General features: G+C 67.3%; 16 protein-coding genes. 2 read left to right on the top strand and 14 right to left on the bottom strand.

The window, feature by feature from the left end; genetic code table 11:
* Positions 1 to 6: 6 nt before the first annotated feature.
* Together HB681_RS34540 and purE are read right to left on the bottom strand one after the other, a co-directional pair.
* Positions 7 to 1188, bottom strand: a complete 1182-nt coding sequence (locus tag HB681_RS34540; protein ID WP_345944805.1) for a 5-(carboxyamino)imidazole ribonucleotide synthase — start codon at positions 1186 to 1188, stop codon at positions 7 to 9.
* Between the two features lie 2 nt (positions 1189 to 1190).
* Positions 1191 to 1751 carry a 5-(carboxyamino)imidazole ribonucleotide mutase gene (gene purE, locus HB681_RS34535; RefSeq protein WP_213959405.1) on the bottom strand — a complete coding sequence of 187 codons (561 nt, stop codon included), beginning with the start codon at positions 1749 to 1751 and terminating at the stop codon, positions 1191 to 1193.
* Between the two features lie 33 nt (positions 1752 to 1784).
* Between purE and HB681_RS34530 the strand changes: the two genes are divergently transcribed.
* Both HB681_RS34530 and HB681_RS34525 read left to right on the top strand, forming a co-directional pair.
* The gene (locus HB681_RS34530; RefSeq protein WP_213959404.1) at positions 1785 to 2705 is read left to right on the top strand and encodes a tetratricopeptide repeat protein; all 921 of its coding nucleotides are present in this window, start codon (positions 1785 to 1787) and stop codon (positions 2703 to 2705) included.
* A gap of 25 nt (positions 2706 to 2730) precedes the next feature.
* Positions 2731 to 3228 carry an META domain-containing protein gene (locus tag HB681_RS34525; RefSeq protein ID WP_213959403.1) on the top strand — a complete coding sequence of 166 codons (498 nt, stop codon included), beginning with the start codon at positions 2731 to 2733 and terminating at the stop codon, positions 3226 to 3228.
* 204 nt (positions 3229 to 3432) lie between these two features.
* Here the strand turns inward: HB681_RS34525 and HB681_RS34520 are convergent, their stop codons facing one another.
* The 12 genes from HB681_RS34520 to def form a co-directional block, all read right to left on the bottom strand.
* Positions 3433 to 4086, bottom strand: a complete 654-nt coding sequence (locus HB681_RS34520) for a Crp/Fnr family transcriptional regulator (protein WP_213959402.1) — start codon at positions 4084 to 4086, stop codon at positions 3433 to 3435.
* Between the two features lie 275 nt (positions 4087 to 4361).
* Positions 4362 to 5024, bottom strand: a complete 663-nt coding sequence (locus tag HB681_RS34515) for a LuxR C-terminal-related transcriptional regulator (RefSeq protein WP_213959401.1) — start codon at positions 5022 to 5024, stop codon at positions 4362 to 4364.
* A 121-nt stretch (positions 5025 to 5145) separates the two neighbouring features.
* On the bottom strand, positions 5146 to 6051 hold the full coding sequence (locus tag HB681_RS34510; protein ID WP_213959400.1) for a phosphoribosylaminoimidazolesuccinocarboxamide synthase: 906 nt from the start codon (positions 6049 to 6051) through the stop codon (positions 5146 to 5148).
* A 98-nt stretch (positions 6052 to 6149) separates the two neighbouring features.
* Positions 6150 to 7214 (bottom strand): class II fructose-bisphosphate aldolase, encoded by a 1065-nt coding sequence (gene fba / locus HB681_RS34505; RefSeq protein WP_213959399.1) that lies wholly within the window; start codon positions 7212 to 7214, stop codon positions 6150 to 6152.
* Between the two features lie 113 nt (positions 7215 to 7327).
* Positions 7328 to 8212, bottom strand: a complete 885-nt coding sequence (locus HB681_RS34500; protein ID WP_213959398.1) for an alpha/beta hydrolase — start codon at positions 8210 to 8212, stop codon at positions 7328 to 7330.
* 102 nt (positions 8213 to 8314) lie between these two features.
* Positions 8315 to 9766 carry a pyruvate kinase gene (pyk, locus tag HB681_RS34495; RefSeq protein ID WP_213959397.1) on the bottom strand — a complete coding sequence of 484 codons (1452 nt, stop codon included), beginning with the start codon at positions 9764 to 9766 and terminating at the stop codon, positions 8315 to 8317.
* An 85-nt stretch (positions 9767 to 9851) separates the two neighbouring features.
* On the bottom strand, positions 9852 to 11048 hold the full coding sequence (locus tag HB681_RS34490) for a phosphoglycerate kinase (RefSeq protein WP_213959396.1): 1197 nt from the start codon (positions 11046 to 11048) through the stop codon (positions 9852 to 9854).
* Positions 11049 to 11137: 89 nt separating this feature from the next.
* Positions 11138 to 11479: an AzlD domain-containing protein gene (locus HB681_RS34485; protein ID WP_213959395.1), complete on the bottom strand. Its 342-nt coding sequence runs from the start codon at positions 11477 to 11479 to the stop codon at positions 11138 to 11140.
* Positions 11476 to 12216 (bottom strand): AzlC family ABC transporter permease, encoded by a 741-nt coding sequence (locus tag HB681_RS34480; protein WP_213959394.1) that lies wholly within the window; start codon positions 12214 to 12216, stop codon positions 11476 to 11478. The genes HB681_RS34485 and HB681_RS34480 overlap by 4 nt, the downstream gene beginning before the upstream one ends.
* Positions 12217 to 12219: 3 nt before the next feature.
* Positions 12220 to 13176 (bottom strand): methionyl-tRNA formyltransferase, encoded by a 957-nt coding sequence (gene fmt / locus HB681_RS34475; protein WP_213959393.1) that lies wholly within the window; start codon positions 13174 to 13176, stop codon positions 12220 to 12222.
* Positions 13177 to 13191: 15 nt separating this feature from the next.
* Positions 13192 to 13704 (bottom strand): hypothetical protein, encoded by a 513-nt coding sequence (locus HB681_RS34470; RefSeq protein WP_256735211.1) that lies wholly within the window; start codon positions 13702 to 13704, stop codon positions 13192 to 13194.
* Complete coding sequence (gene def, locus HB681_RS34465; protein WP_213959392.1) at positions 13701 to 14222, bottom strand: peptide deformylase; 522 nt, start codon at positions 14220 to 14222, stop codon at positions 13701 to 13703. The genes HB681_RS34470 and def overlap by 4 nt, the downstream gene beginning before the upstream one ends.
* Positions 14223 to 14460 lie beyond the last annotated feature (238 nt).

Here is a 14460-nt window from a genome sequence, read left to right as displayed (position 1 = left end):
GCACGCTCATTCCGACAGCGGTATCGGCAAGCCCAGCAAGGCCGCCACGAAATCGGCCGTCCCGCGCACCGCATCGATGTCGGCGCCGGTCACGTTGAGGTGGCCCATCTTGCGGCCACGTCGCGCTTCCGCCTTGCCGTAGAGATGCAGGTGCACGCCCGGGAGCGCGAGCACGTCGGCCCACGGTGGCTCGCGGGGCGTGTCGCTGTCGGGGAACCACAGGTCGCCCAGCAGGTTCAGCATGATCGCGGGGCTGTGCTGGCGCGGCTGCGTGAGCGGCAGGCCGGCCAGCGTGCGTACCTGCAGCTCGAACTGCGAGATGTCGCTCGCGTCCATGCTCCAGTGGCCGCTGTTGTGGGGCCGCGGTGCCATTTCGTTGACGACCAGGGTGCCGTCCATCAGCACGAAGAACTCGACGCACAGCACGCCGACGTATTCGAGGCCCTCCGCGATCGAGCGGGCCGCGGCCGTGGCCTGCTGCGCCACGTCGGCGGGCATGCTGTATTCATGGACCTCGGTCACCGCGAGGATGCCGTCGCGGTGCAGGTTGCGCTGCGGCGGCAGGTGCACCATCAGGCCATCGCGGCCGCGCGCCACGATCACCGAGCATTCGAAGTCCAGCGGCAGCATCTTTTCGAGCACGCAGGCGACGCCGCCAGCGGCCTGCCATGCCGCGGCCAACTCGTCGCGCGTGCGCACACGCTGCTGGCCCTTGCCGTCGTAGCCGAGGCGCGCGGTCTTCAGGATGCCGGGCAGCAGTTCGTCGCCGACGGTGGCCAGGTCGGCCTGGTCCTGAAGCACCGCATGCGGCGCACAGCTCACGCCGCAGCGGATAAAGTGCGACTTCTCGCGGATGCGGTCCTGCGCAATCGCCACGGACGCCGCGGCCGGGGAAACGGGCCGCGCCACGGCGAGGTGCTGCAGCGAAGGCGCGGGCACGTTCTCGAATTCGGTGGTGATGGCGTCCGCCAGGCCGGCCAACCGCGCCAGGCCGTCGACATCCGCATAGCCGGAAGAGACGTGGTGGTGGCTGACTTGCCCAGCCGGGCTGTCCGGGTCCGGGTCCAGCACCGCCGTGGCGTAGCCCATGCGCTGCGCCTCGTGCACGAACATGCGGCCGAGCTGCCCGCCGCCCATCACGCCGAGCGTGGCGCCGGGAAGAATGGGTGCGCCGTTCTCGCGCGCCACGCTCACAGCGCGCCCCCGCCTTGCGGCGAGAAGAGCGGGGCTGCGGCGCCGGGCGACGCGGCATCCGCGCCCGGCGGCGGCAAGGTCATGGCTTGCGCCGTGGCCGTCTGCGCTGCGCGGAAGGTGTCGAGCTGGGTCCGCAGGCGCGGGTTGTTCACGGCCAGCATGGCCACCGCGAACAGCGCCGCGTTGGCCGCGCCCGCATTGCCGATGGCGAAGGTGGCGACCGGCACGCCCTTGGGCATCTGCACGATGCTGTAGAGCGAATCGACACCCTGCAGGTGCCGGCTGGCGACCGGCACGCCGAGCACCGGCACCGTCGTCTTGGACGCGAGCATGCCCGGCAGGTGGGCCGCGCCGCCCGCGCCTGCGATGATGGCGGCGAGGCCGCGCGGGGCTGCGTTCTCGGCGTAGGCGAAGAGTTGGTCGGGCATGCGATGGGCAGAGACCACTTGCGCTTCGTGCGCAATGCCGAATTGCTGGAGAATCTCGACGGCGTGGCGCATCGTCTCCCAGTCGGAGTTCGAGCCCATCACCACACCGACCTGGATTGCTTGGTTCATGGTTGCAATTTTACGTTTGACCCACCTTTCCCGATGATCGACATCACCCTGGACAACTTTCAGACCGAGCTCATCGATGGCTCGATGGCCGTACCCGTGCTGCTGGACATCTGGGCCGAATGGTGCGGCCCTTGCAAGCAGCTCGGGCCCGTGCTCGAACAACTCGAGGTCGAATACGCCGGCCGCTTCATGCTGGCCAAGCTCGACGCCGACAAGGTGCCGCAGATCTCGCAGCAGCTCAGCCAGATGTTCGGCGTGCGCAGCATCCCGTTCTGCGTGATGTTCAAGGGCGGCCAGCCGGTGGACGGCTTCGTCGGCGCCATTCCCGCCGCGGACATCCGCACCTTCCTCGACAAGCACGTGCCCGCCGCCGAGGAGCTCGAAGCCGCCGCGCAGGAAGAAGCCGCGCTGGACGCGCTGGCCGAAGGCGACACCGAGGGCGCGCTCGAAAAACTGCAGCACGCGGTGGCCACCGACCCGTCCAACGACGACGCGCGCTTCGACTACATCAAGCTGCTGCTGCAGGAGGGCCGCGACGACGATGCGAAGGTGGCTTTCGCGCCAGTCATCAGCAAGGTCTCGCTGGTGCGCCGCTTCGACGCGCTGCAGCGCTGGATGGACGCCGTCGACTTCGCGAGCCCGCCGACCGGCGCCGCGCCCGCGCTGGCCGACCTCGACGCAAAGATCGCCGTCGCCAAGCGCGATTTCCCCGCCCGCTTCGACCGCGCCCGCCTGCTGATGGCCGCCCAGCAATGGACCGACGCGATGGACGAACTGCTGGAGATCCTCATGCGCGACAAGGGCTGGAGCGAGGAGCTGGCGCGCAAGACCTACGTGGCCATCCTCGAAATCATCGAGCCGCCGAAAGTCAAGGTCGCCGACGGGCAGATCCCGCCCGCCGACCCGACCGTGTCGACGTACCGGCGCCGCCTGAGCAGCGTCGTCCTGAGCTGATTCGCCCCTGGACGGCGCACGCAACATGGCCTCAATCCCATCGCAGGCTCCGGCCCCTTCGGCCGCCTCTCGGCTACGCAGCGCGGCGCGCCTCGCCTGCGCCGGAATCGCATTGGCCGCGCTCTCGGCCTGCTCCAGCGTGAGCCTCGACGAGCCTCTGGAAGGCACGCCCTGGCGGCTGACACAACTCGATGGCCAACAGGTGATGTTCGGTGCAGATCCGAAAATCGACCCCACCATCCAATTCGACGCCGGCACGCAGCGGGTCAGCGGCAGCGGCGGCTGCAACAACCTCTCGGGCGGCTACAGGCGCGGCGGCAATGCGCTGCGCATCGGGCCGCTCGCCTCGACCCGCAAGGCCTGCATCGACGCCGACCGATCCAGGCTGGAAGGACGCTTCCTGGCCGCGCTCGAAGCGACCGCCGGCTACACCGTCAAGGGCGGCCAACTCACGCTGCTCGATGGGCGCTCGATGCCTCTGGCGGTGTTGGACCTCGGCCTGCGGACGGCACCGCCGCCTTGACGTGGGAGGGCGGGCTCCGTCGTTGAAGCGCGCACCGGCTTGGCCGGCGACACTGCTGCCGGAAGGCGCCGGCGGAGCGGTCCAGGCGTCCATGCTGCCGTCACTGCTGAAGTCGATGAGGTTGGACTCTGCCTGGCTCGCCGCACCGAACTGTGAAGGAGGCGCAGCTTTCACAATGTTTGAGCACCTCAGGCTTGCACAGCCCTACCAGCGCGCGGGCAGCGGCTTGAGTATGGTCAGGGTGCTTCGTTCATCGAGCAGGTAGTCGCCGCGCTTGAGGTCCATCAGGAGGCGGCTCACCATTTCGCGGGAGCAGCCGATCTCGCTGGCGATGGTCTGGTGCGTGAGGCGGCCGACCACCAGCGTGCCGTCGGCTTGTACCTGCGCGCGTTGCTCCAGCAGCAGCTTGAGGCGGGTGTACACGTCGAGCAGCGCCATGCTGCGGGCGCTTTCGGTGGCCAGGCGGGCGCGACGGATCAGGCGCAGGATCAGGCCCATCGCGAACTCCGGCTCGGCCGCGATGTGGCGCAGCACGGTCTCGCGCGTGACCACGGCGCAGAGCGTCGGCTCCACCGCCTGCACGCTGGCTGAACGCAGGCCGCCATCGAGCGACATCTCTCCCACGTACTCGCCCGGACCATGGTGACTGAGCGTGGCCTCGCGTCCGCGCGAATCGGAAACGAAGGCACGCAACCGACCGGCGAGCACGACGTAGATCGCATCGCCCCGATCGCCCTCGTTGATCAGCACCGCATGCGTCCGGTAGCGGCGCTGCACGCCCAGGGCGGCCAGCTTGAGCACGTGGGAAGGCAGGATGGAAGTCGAGTCGGCATGCGATTCGGAGGCGGACGGCGGCATCCACCGAATATATAGGGCCGACCTCGGCGAGCCGCTCCTTGCGTGCTCGCCAGACCGCTTGTCGATTTCCCTCTTGCGATGGCTTCGCAGGCGCATCGGGGTGGACTCTCAAGTAGATGGCCCTGCCATCTCGACTTGGTCCCCCGCGGGCTCAGAAGGTGTGAAGATTTCGTAGCGAGGGCGCCGAGGTCGGGTTGAGGAGCGGAACTGCACTCACGTGCAGTGAGCACCGCAGACCCGAGATCGGCGGCCGCAGTAGAAAGATTCGCACCTTCTCAGTTCACGTGCATGCGCAGGGCCGATACCACCTGCGGCATGCGCGAGACGCGGTGCACGACCTCGCGGATGCTGCCGCTGCCGGTCTTCTGCCGCACGTTCTTGATATGGGTGCGCACGGTCGACAGGCAGATGCCCTGAAGGCACGCGATTTCCTCGGCGCCATGCCCGGCGCAGAGCTGGGCCAGCACGTTCTGCTCGGCGCGGGTGAGTTGCTTGGCGCGCGCGAACATCTGCATGGTGATGGTCTCGCAGCCCGCCGAGCGGCTGCACATGATGAGCACGGTGTCGACGTCGGCGCCGGTGTCGCGCGGGCCCAGCGGAATGAAGGCGAGCGACAGTGGCTCGGTCGCGTGCTCCAGTTCGACGATGCTGCGGCAGCCGCGCTCCGCATCCTTCAACGCCTGGCGGATCGGGGTTTGCCAACCGTTCTGCGCAGCATTGAGCATGCCGTCGACATTGCGCAAGGTGCGCTGCGCTGCGAGTTCGCGCAGCGCCGGATGGTTTGCGTGCAGGATGCGCCCGGTGAGGTCCACCAACATCAGCCCGTGGTCGATTTCGTCGAGCACGCGGGCCAGCATGCCCGCATGCAAGGCTTCCGGCGGCGGCATGCTCGCGGGGCTGTAAGAGGTCCAGGTCTGCGGTTGGGTTGCCAGATTCATTTCGCTCTCCTCAATCGTTGGGATGAGAAGAGTTTGCGGATTCTGTACGCTGGCAGGTGGGGACTATTGCCGCAGCATTTGTGACTTATTCACATTGACTCGGCGGCCGGAAACTGTTGGCTTATCCGGTCAGCCGCTCCAGAGCCTCGCGGTACTTGGCGGCGGTCTTCTGGATCACGTCGGCAGGCAGTCGCGGCGCGGGCGGCGTCTTGTCCCAGGGCTTGCCGTTGATCTTGGTGGCCTCCAGCCAGTCGCGCACGAACTGCTTGTCGTAGCTTGGCGGATTCGCGCCCGTGCGCAGCGCCTCCTCGTAGCCTTCGACGGGCCAGTAGCGCGAGCTGTCGGGCGTCAGCACCTCGTCCATCAGCACCAGCGTGCCGGCTTCGTCGAGGCCGAACTCGAACTTGGTGTCGGCAATGATCATCCCCTGGCCCAGCGCGATCTCGGCGGCGGTCTCGTAGAGCTGGATGCTGGTCTCGCGGATCTGCTGGGCCAGCGCGGGGCCGACGATTTCCACCACGCGGTCATAGCTGATGTTCTCGTCATGTTCGCCGGCCGCCGCCTTGGCCGCAGGCGTGAAGATCGGCAACGGCAGCTTGCTTGCGTTGGTGAGGCCTTCGGGCAGCGGCACGCCGCAGACGGCACGGTTCTCTTGATATTCCTTCCAGCCGCTGCCGGCCAGGTAGCCGCGCACCACGGCCTCGACCGGGATCGGCTTCAGGCGCTTGACGAGCATCGAGCGGCCCGTGACCTGCGCCACTTCGTCGGGCTGGACGGCGCTCTCGGGCGCATCGCCGGTCAGGTGGTTCGGGCAGATGTGGCCGAGGCGGTCGAACCACCACAGCGCCATCTGCGTGAGGATCTCGCCCTTGCCGGGGATCGGCTCGCCCATGATCACGTCGAAGGCGCTCAGCCGGTCGCTCGCCACCATCAGGATGCGATCGTCGCCGACGGTGTAGTTGTCGCGCACCTTGCCGCGCGCAAGCAGGGGCAGGCTCTTGATGGAGGACGTGTGGACGGTCGTCATGGGCTGGTAGCGATATGGAAAACGAAGCGGGGGGTGTCGATTGTGCGCGCAGAAAAAAGCCACCGCGAACGGTGGCCTGCATCGCGTCCGGGCGGGGATCAGACCACCGCTTGCGCGAGTTCCCCCTTGGCGTACCGGGCGGCGACGATCTGCAGGTTGTCGCCCTTGATCTTCGCGCCCTGGCCTTCGCAGCCGAACTCGATGTAGCGTTGCTTGCAGATCTGCCTGGCGGCTTCGCGCGCGGGCTTGAGCCATTCACGGGCGTCGAACTTCTCGGGATTCTCGAACAGGAACTTGCGCACCGCGGCAGTCATGGCCAGGCGGATGTCGGTGTCGATGTTGATCTTGCGCACGCCGTGCTTGATGGCTTCCTGGATTTCCTCGACCGGCACGCCGAAGGTCTCCTTCATCGCGCCGCCGTACTGGCGGATGATCGCCAGCAGGTCCTGCGGCACGCTCGACGAACCGTGCATCACCAGGTGGGTGTTGGGAATGCGGCGGTGGATTTCCTTGATGCGGTCGATTGCCAGGATGTCGCCAGTGGGCTTGCGCGTGAACTTGTAGGCGCCATGGCTGGTACCGATGGCGATGGCCAGCGCGTCGATCTGCGTGCGCTTGACGAAGTCGGCCGCCTGCTCGGGGTCGGTCAGGAGTTGCTCGCGCGTCATGGTGGCGTCGGTGCCGTGGCCGTCTTCCTTGTCGCCCTTCATGGTTTCCAGCGAGCCGAGGCAGCCGAGTTCACCTTCGACGGTCACGCCCACGCGGTGCGCCATGTCGGACACCTTCTTGGTGGTCTCGACGTTGTATTCGTAGCTGGCGATGGTCTTGCCGTCGGCTTCGAGCGAGCCGTCCATCATCACCGAGCTGAAGCCCAGGTCGATGGCGCCCTTGCAGACCTCGGGGCTCTGGCCGTGGTCCTGGTGCATGACCAGCGGTACGGTGGGGTAGGCCTCGATGGCCGCCTGGATCAGGTGCTTGATGAACGCCTCGCCAGCGTATTTGCGGGCGCCGGCGCTGGCTTGCAGGATGACGGGAGCGCCGACTTCCTTGGCCGCTTCCATGACGGCCTGGACCTGCTCGAGGTTGTTGACGTTGAATGCCGGAATGCCGTAGCCGTTAGCGGCTGCGTGGTCCAGCAGCTCGCGCATCGATACAAGTGCCATGGGGTTGCCTCGCGATATGTGTTAGGGGGATAAGGAAAAAGTACAGCCGCTGATTCTATCGACGCCCTCCCGGCGCAGCGGCGGGCATTGACCACACACGCGTCGATGTGCGCCTACGGCAACCCGAGGAATTTCACGATCGGCGGCAGAACCGGGCCACCCAGCCACCGGAGCGGCTTCGCAACCGCGGCAATCAGTGTCACGTGGCCCAGGTTGTCGAACTCGCGCACCTCTACGTCGACGCCCGCGGCGCGCAGCCGCTCGGCCATTTGCCGGGTGTTGCGGACCGGATTGACCAGCGTGTCCTTGCTCACCGCCATGAGCAACGTGCGTGGCGCCGCGGCCGAGACATGGCCAATGGGCTGCGACTCGGGCTGCGTGGCGGGCCAGTCGAAGGCGATCCTGGCGTCGGGGTTCTCGATGGGCAGGAAATCGTAGGGGCCGGCCAGGCCGATCCAGCCGGCGAGTTGCTTCGGGCTCGCGCCGACCGCGCCGAGCCAGCGATCGTCCAGCGCCACCATCGCCGCGTTGTAACCGCCCGCGCTGTGGCCCATCACATAGACCTGCTTCGGATCGGCGCCGAGGCGCGCCGCGTTGTCGAGCGCCCATTTGACGGCTAGCGCGCTGTCCTGCACGAACACGGGATACCTGAACGCGGGCGACAGCCCGTAGTCGGGCAGCACAACCACCGCCCCGCGCGACGCCAGCGCTTCGCCGACGAAGCGGAAGCCGGCCCGGTCGCCGGTGGTCCAGGCGCCGCCGAAGAAGAACACCACGAGGGGCCGTCGCCCCGCTGCCGGCAATGCGGCTGGCAGCGGCCGGAACACGTCCAGCCTCTGTCGCGGCGCCGGACCATAGGCCACGTCGCCCTTGAAATCGTAGGTGTCCTGCGGCACTGCTCGGTCCAGCAGCCTGGCGGGCGAGCAGGCCGACAGCAGCGCGGCGCCAATGGCGGCAACGAACAACGCGGCACGGCGCACGAAGGGGGCGTGAGTCATGGCTTCAATACGCCGGACAGCGCGACATGGATTCGCGAGTCCGGGCCGCAGCCTGAATGAGTCGGGTGATCGAGTGCAATCATCCGGCCCCTCACGCCCCGATCAGGTGGCCCGGCAGATCTTCAGCATGTTGGTGCCGCCGGGCGCGCCCATCGGCTCGCCGCAGGTGATCGCGTACACGTCGCCGCTCTGCACGATGCCGCGCTTCTTCAGGTGCGCCTCGGCCTGGTCCAGGGCGGTGTCGCGGTCGCTTTGCGAATCCATCAGCAGCGGGCGCACGTTGCGGTAGAGCGCCATCTTGCGTTGCGTGGCGAGGCGCGAGGTCAATGCGTAGACCGGGATGTGCGCGGCATGCCGGCTCATCCACAGCGGCGTCGAGCCCGATTCGGTCATCGCGACGATCGCCTTGGCGCCCAGGTGGTGCGCCGTGAACAGCGCGCCCATCGCGATCGACTGGTCGATGCGGTTGTAGGTGTGGCCACTGAAGTCGGTGTCGAGCGTCTTGTCCTCGGCCGCTTCGGCGGCTTCGCAGATGCGGCTCATTTCCTGCACCGTCTCGAGCGGGTAGCGGCCCGAGGCGGTCTCGGCCGAGAGCATCACGGCGTCGGTGCCGTCGAGCACGGCGTTGGCCACGTCGCTGACCTCGGCGCGGGTGGGCACCGGGTTGGTGATCATCGACTCCATCATCTGCGTGGCGGTGATGACCACGCGGTCCATCTCGCGCGCCATGCGGATCATCTTCTTCTGCAGCGCCGGCACGGCCGCGTTGCCCACTTCCACGGCCAGGTCGCCGCGCGCCACCATGATGCCGTCGCTGGCGCGGATGATCTCTTCCAGCTTGGGGATCGCCTCGGCGCGCTCGATCTTGGCGATGAGGCCCGGCTTGTGGCCATGCTCCGCCGCGGCCACGTTGCAGAGCTGGCGCGCCATTTCCATGTCGGTCGCGTTCTTCGGAAAACTCACCGCCACGTAGTCGGCCTTGAAGCTCATCGCGGTCTTGATGTCCTCCATGTCCTTGCCGGTCAGGGCCGGCGCGGTGAGGCCGCCGCCCTGCTTGTTGATGCCCTTGTTGTTGGACAGCTCGCCGCCGAGCTTGACCGTGGTCAGCACGGTCTCGCCCTTGACCGCATCGACCGTCAGCACGATCAGGCCGTCGTTCAGCAGCAGCCTGTCGCCGGCCTTCACGTCGCGCGGCAGGTCCTTGTAGTCGAGGCCGACGCCGTTGATGTCCCCGGGTTCGGTGCGTGCCGCGTCCAGCACGAACTTCGCGCCGGGCTCCAGCCAGACCTTGCCTTCGGCGAACTTGCCGACGCGGATCTTCGGGCCCTGCAGGTCGGCCATGATCGCGACCTCGCGGCCGGTGCGGCGCGCGGCCTCGCGCACCATGGCCGCGCGGTCGATGTGGTCCTGCGCCGTGCCGTGGCTGAAGTTCAGCCGCACCACGCTGACCTTGTTCAGGATCATCTGTTCGAGCAGCTCCAGCGTGTTGGAAGCCGGGCCAAGGGTGGCGACGATCTTGGTGGCGTGACGGGGAAGGCGGGCGGGGGTATCCATGGGCTTGTCTCCTGAAGTGTTGTTGTGGTTTGGGAATTCAGCCGCGCCGCCTGGGAACGAGCGCGCAGGTGTCAGTTTGCGCTGCTCACTGTGCGGCGGCGCGCCGGGTCAGGATCTCGAACGCGGGTAGCGTCTTGCCCTCGAGGATCTCGAGGAACGCGCCACCGCCGGTCGAGATGTAGCCGACCTTCGATTCGATGCCGTACTTGGCAATCGCGGCCAGCGTGTCGCCCCCGCCGGCGATGGAGAACGCGGGGCTTGCCGCGATGGCTTCGGCAATGACCTTGGTGCCGTTGGCGAAGGCATCGAACTCGAACACGCCGACCGGGCCGTTCCACACGATGGTGCCGGCTTCGCGCAACTGCGCGGCCAGTTGCGCGGCGGTCTTCGGGCCGATGTCGAGGATCAGGTCGTCGGCGGCCACATCGGTCGCGGCCTTGACCGTCGCGGGCGCATCGGCGGCGAAGGCCTTGGCCGTGACCACGTCGACCGGGATCGGCACGGCGGCGCCGCGCGCGCGCATGGCTTCGATGACGGCCTTGGCCTGGTCGAGCAGATCGGGCTCGGCGAGCGACTTGCCGATCGGCAGGCCGGCCGCCAGCATGAAGGTGTTGGCGATGCCGCCGCCGACGATGAGCTGGTCGACCTTCTCGGCCAGGCTCTTGAGGATGGTGAGCTTGGTGCTGACCTTGGAGCCCGCAACGATGGCGACCAATGGCCGCTTGGGCGTGGCCAGCGCGCGGGTGATGGCGTCGATCTCGGCCGCCAGCAGCGGGCCGGCCGAAGCGATCTTTGCGTACTCGGCGATGCCGTAGGTGGTGCCTTCGGCTCGGTGGGCGGTGCCGAAGGCGTCGTTCACGTAGATGTCGCACAGCGCGGCCATCTTCTTCGCGAGCGCGGGGTCGTTCTTCTTCTCACCCTTGTTGACGCGGCAGTTCTCCAGCAGCACGACATTGCCCGGCTTGACGTCGACGCCGTCGACCCAGTTGGCCACCAGCGGCACCTCGCGGCCCAGGAGTTCGGCCAGCCGCGCCGCGACGGGCGCCAGGGAGTCTTCGGGCTTGAACTCGCCCTCGGTCGGGCGGCCCAAGTGCGAGGTGACCATGACGGCTGCGCCTGCGGCCAGCGCCTGCTGGATGCATGGCACGGAGGCGCGAATGCGGGTGTCCTCGGTGATGCGGCCGGTGTCGTCTTGGGGCACGTTGAGGTCGGCACGGATGAAAACGCGCTGGCCGGCAACTTTGCCTTGGGCGCACAGGTCGGTAAAGCGGATGACGTTCATGCGGTTGATTCTAGGAGTGCGACATGACGGCACCTGTACGGATTGGCACGCCGCACCCAAATTCGACGCACTGCGGGACAGCCCCCTGGCTACCAGCCCAACCCCAGGTGCAGCGGCAGGTAGACCACCATGCCCGCCACGATGGTGCCAAGCACGCCATGACGCTTGAAGTAGTACACGGCACCCGCAGCTGCGGCGTAAAGCCGGGCGTCCTGCCACGTCGCGATGGAGTGGCCCTGCGTCATCACGATCTCGGGAATCACCACCGCCGCCAGCGCCGCCACCGGCGCATAGTGCAGCGCCCGATGCGCCCAGGGCGGCAAGCCCCAGGGCCGATCGAGGATGAAGAAGAAGCAGCGCGTGAGTACGCTGATGGCTGCGAGACCGAGGATGATCAGCAGCGTCCAGCCGTCGGTGACGGCTGCAGTCATTTTTCATCCCCTTCGTTCGGATCGAGCCCGAGCTGCTTTTCCAGCCAGAAGCACAGCAACACCGCGACGCCGATCCCGGCCACGATGTTGAGCTTGAGCGGCAGGTTGTAGGCCATCACGGCGGTCGCACCGGCGATGCCGATCGCGACCATGCGCAACTTGCTGGTCGCCATCGAGCACAGGATGGCGACCAGGCTCAACACACCTGCGAAGCCCAGCCCCCAGGCCAGCGGAATGAAGTTCGCGAGCGCCACGCCGATCAGGCTCAGTCCCATCCATGCCGCCCACGTGATGAAGTAACCGCCCGCCAGGTACGCCTCCTGCTCGTCGCGCCCAGCCACATCCTGTGCGGGCTCCGGGTAGCGCCGCGTGAACATCACGTAGCTGAGGTCCGCCGTCATGTAGCCGTTGACCAGCCGGCGCCAGCGCGGCAAATGCATGAGGTAGGGCCGCAGATGCAGGCTGAACACCACGAAGCGCAGGTTGACGCAGAAGGCGGTCGCCAGGATCACCCAGCCCGGCGCGCCCGCCATGAGCAAGGGAATCGCCGCCAGCTGCGAACTGCCCGCATAGACCAGCAGCGTCATGGCAACCGCCTCGAACACGCTCATGCCCGACTGCACCATCGCCACGCCCGTCATCAGGCCCCAGGCCGAGATGCCGAGCGCCAGCGGCGCCATGTGGCGGGCGCCTTCCTTGAAGGCCGGATGGTTGCGGACGGCGCGAAGGAAGAACAACGATCAGCGCCCGAAGACCTGGCCCGGCTGCGCACCGAAGCCGCGCACGAACTCCGCCGCCGGCAGGCGCTTGCCACCGGGCCGCTGCAGTTCGGTGAGGACGATGGTCGAATCCCGCGCGGCGACCGCAATGCCCGAAGGCGCGACGGACAGGATCGTGCCGGGCGCCCGGTCGTCTGTGGACCCCGCCTCCACGCGGGCCGCCCACAGCTTGACAATCTCGCCGTTGAGTTCGCCGGTGGCACCGGGAAACGGGTCGAAGGCGCGGATGCGGCGCACGATCGCTTCGGCCGGCTGGCCCCAGTCGACCTTCGCTTCGTGTTTCTCGACCTTGTGGGCGTAGGTCACGCCTTCGGCGGGTTGGGGCTGCGGCTTCAACCCGCCGGCTTCGGCCAGGCGCAACGCGTCGACGACAAGCCGTCCACCCATGTCGGCCAGCCGGTCGTGCAGCTTCGCGGTGCTGTCGTCGCCGATGGCGAGCGACTCGCGCAGCAGCATGTCGCCGGTGTCCAGCCCGGCGTCCATCTGCATGATGGTCACGCCGGTTTCCGCATCGCCGGCCTCGATCGCACGATGGATCGGCGCGGCCCCGCGCCAGCGCGGCAGCAGGCTGGCATGGATGTTGAGGCAGCCGAGCCGTGGCAGGTCGAGCACCCACTGCGGCAGGATCAGGCCGTAGGCGGCCACCACCATCGCATCTGCGTTGGCGGCCAGCAAGGCTTCGCGCGCGGCGGCCGCGTCGTCCGGGTACTTGCCGTCCAGGCGCAGGCTGCGCGGTTGCGCCACGCGCCACCCACGCAGCAAGGCCAGCGTCTTGACCGGCGAGGCCTGCAACTTGAGGCCGCGGCCTGCGGGACGGTCGGGCTGGGTCAGCACCAAGGCGATTTCAACGCCGGCGACGTCGAGCCGGGCCAGCGCGGTCGCGGCAAAGGCGGGAGTGCCCGCAAAGACAATTCTCAAGGGGTGCTCGCAGGTTCAGCGGATCCGGCGCTCGAGCGACAGGTCGTCGCCGACGTTGTAATGGTCAACCACGCCTTGCGGATCCACATACAGGTACAGCAGGCGAATCGTGTTGTGCCACTTGTAGCGCCAGGTCCAGACGTCGCCATCGAAAGAAGTCACCCGGCTGATCTCGAACGGCCGGCCGTAGGTGCGCAGCACGTCGGGCACGCGCCAGGCGCCGGGCTGGATGGTGTTGCCGAACAAGCCCTCGTCGAGTTCCTGCCGGATGGACACGACCCGGCCGGCTTTGTCCAGGTCGACGTTGTTGACTTCGAAGCCAGCCGGCGCGCGCGAATACTGCAAGCGCTCTCCGCCGTCAGCGAGCGCATACGTCGCGGTGGGCGGGCCCAGGCGCTGGAGCGTCTCTGCCCGGGTGCTGTCGAGCGGAAGGCGGGTCGGCTCGCCAGCGCATCCCGTCAGGCTGCCCACCAGAACAAGCGCCGCCAGCCCCGCAGCCAGGCCCTGCCGACAGCGAAGCATGCTCATCCCCGCCCTTCGCGCTGATCTTCGCGTTGTTGCTTCAGCAGCTTGCTCTTGATCCGGTTGCGTTTCAGCGGCGACAGGTATTCGACGAACACCTTGCCCAGCAGGTGGTCGAGTTCGTGCTGGATGCAGACCGCCAGCAGGCCGTCGGCCTCGATCGTGCGCGGTTCGCCATCCAGGTCGAGGGCCGTGCAGCGCACGGAGGTGGACCGTTCGACCCCGTCGTAGATGCCCGGGACCGACAAACAGCCCTCTTCGTTCATCACTTTCTCGTCACTGGCCCACACGATTTCGGGGTTGATCAATATCAGCGGGGCGTTACGCTCCTCCGAAACGTCAATCACCACAAGACGTTCGTGGACGTCGACCTGGGTGGCCGCCAAGCCGATGCCCTGGGCGTCGTACATGGTTTCCAGCATGTCGGCCACCAAGGTCTTGATGCGGGCGTCCACGCCCTGCACCGGCTTCGCAATGGTGTGCAGACGTTTGTCGGGAAAACTCAGAATGGGTCGTTTGGCCATGAAAGCGTGGGAAAGTTGTGGCTATTTTCGCCAATTCCGCGACGCCTCGCGGACACCAAAAGGGATAAACGTTGCCCTCTCCAGGGCTTCAGCGCAAAATTCGTTGCAAATTGTGAGGATTCGTTTCCGCTGTTCGTGGCGGTAGTGTGTGCACACCATCCAACTCATGAAAACATTCCGAACCATCGCCGGCTTGCGTCCGACCACTCTTGCGTCGATGTGGCTTTGCCAGCTCGAC

Origin of the sequence: Variovorax sp. dw_954, assembly GCF_018449755.1 — a bacterium.
Classification (GTDB): Bacteria; Pseudomonadota; Gammaproteobacteria; order Burkholderiales; family Burkholderiaceae_C; genus Variovorax.
The sequence above is the reverse complement of the archived record's forward strand: the minus strand, read 5'-3'. Positions and strand labels throughout refer to the sequence as shown.

Coding starts and splice junctions, on each gene's coding strand:
- purE (WP_213959405.1), bottom strand. CDS start 1,751: ATGAACCAAGCAATCCAGGTCGGTGTGGTGATGGGCTCGAACTCCGAC.
- HB681_RS34530 (WP_213959404.1), top strand. CDS start 1,785: ATGATCGACATCACCCTGGACAACTTTCAGACCGAGCTCATCGATGGC.
- HB681_RS34525 (WP_213959403.1), top strand. CDS start 2,731: ATGGCCTCAATCCCATCGCAGGCTCCGGCCCCTTCGGCCGCCTCTCGG.
- HB681_RS34520 (WP_213959402.1), bottom strand. CDS start 4,086: ATGCCGCCGTCCGCCTCCGAATCGCATGCCGACTCGACTTCCATCCTG.
- HB681_RS34515 (WP_213959401.1), bottom strand. CDS start 5,024: ATGAATCTGGCAACCCAACCGCAGACCTGGACCTCTTACAGCCCCGCG.
- HB681_RS34510 (WP_213959400.1), bottom strand. CDS start 6,051: ATGACGACCGTCCACACGTCCTCCATCAAGAGCCTGCCCCTGCTTGCG.
- fba (WP_213959399.1), bottom strand. CDS start 7,214: ATGGCACTTGTATCGATGCGCGAGCTGCTGGACCACGCAGCCGCTAAC.
- HB681_RS34500 (WP_213959398.1), bottom strand. CDS start 8,212: ATGACTCACGCCCCCTTCGTGCGCCGTGCCGCGTTGTTCGTTGCCGCC.
- pyk (WP_213959397.1), bottom strand. CDS start 9,766: ATGGATACCCCCGCCCGCCTTCCCCGTCACGCCACCAAGATCGTCGCC.
- HB681_RS34490 (WP_213959396.1), bottom strand. CDS start 11,048: ATGAACGTCATCCGCTTTACCGACCTGTGCGCCCAAGGCAAAGTTGCC.
- HB681_RS34485 (WP_213959395.1), bottom strand. CDS start 11,479: ATGACTGCAGCCGTCACCGACGGCTGGACGCTGCTGATCATCCTCGGT.
- HB681_RS34470 (WP_256735211.1), bottom strand. CDS start 13,704: ATGAGCATGCTTCGCTGTCGGCAGGGCCTGGCTGCGGGGCTGGCGGCG.
- def (WP_213959392.1), bottom strand. CDS start 14,222: ATGGCCAAACGACCCATTCTGAGTTTTCCCGACAAACGTCTGCACACC.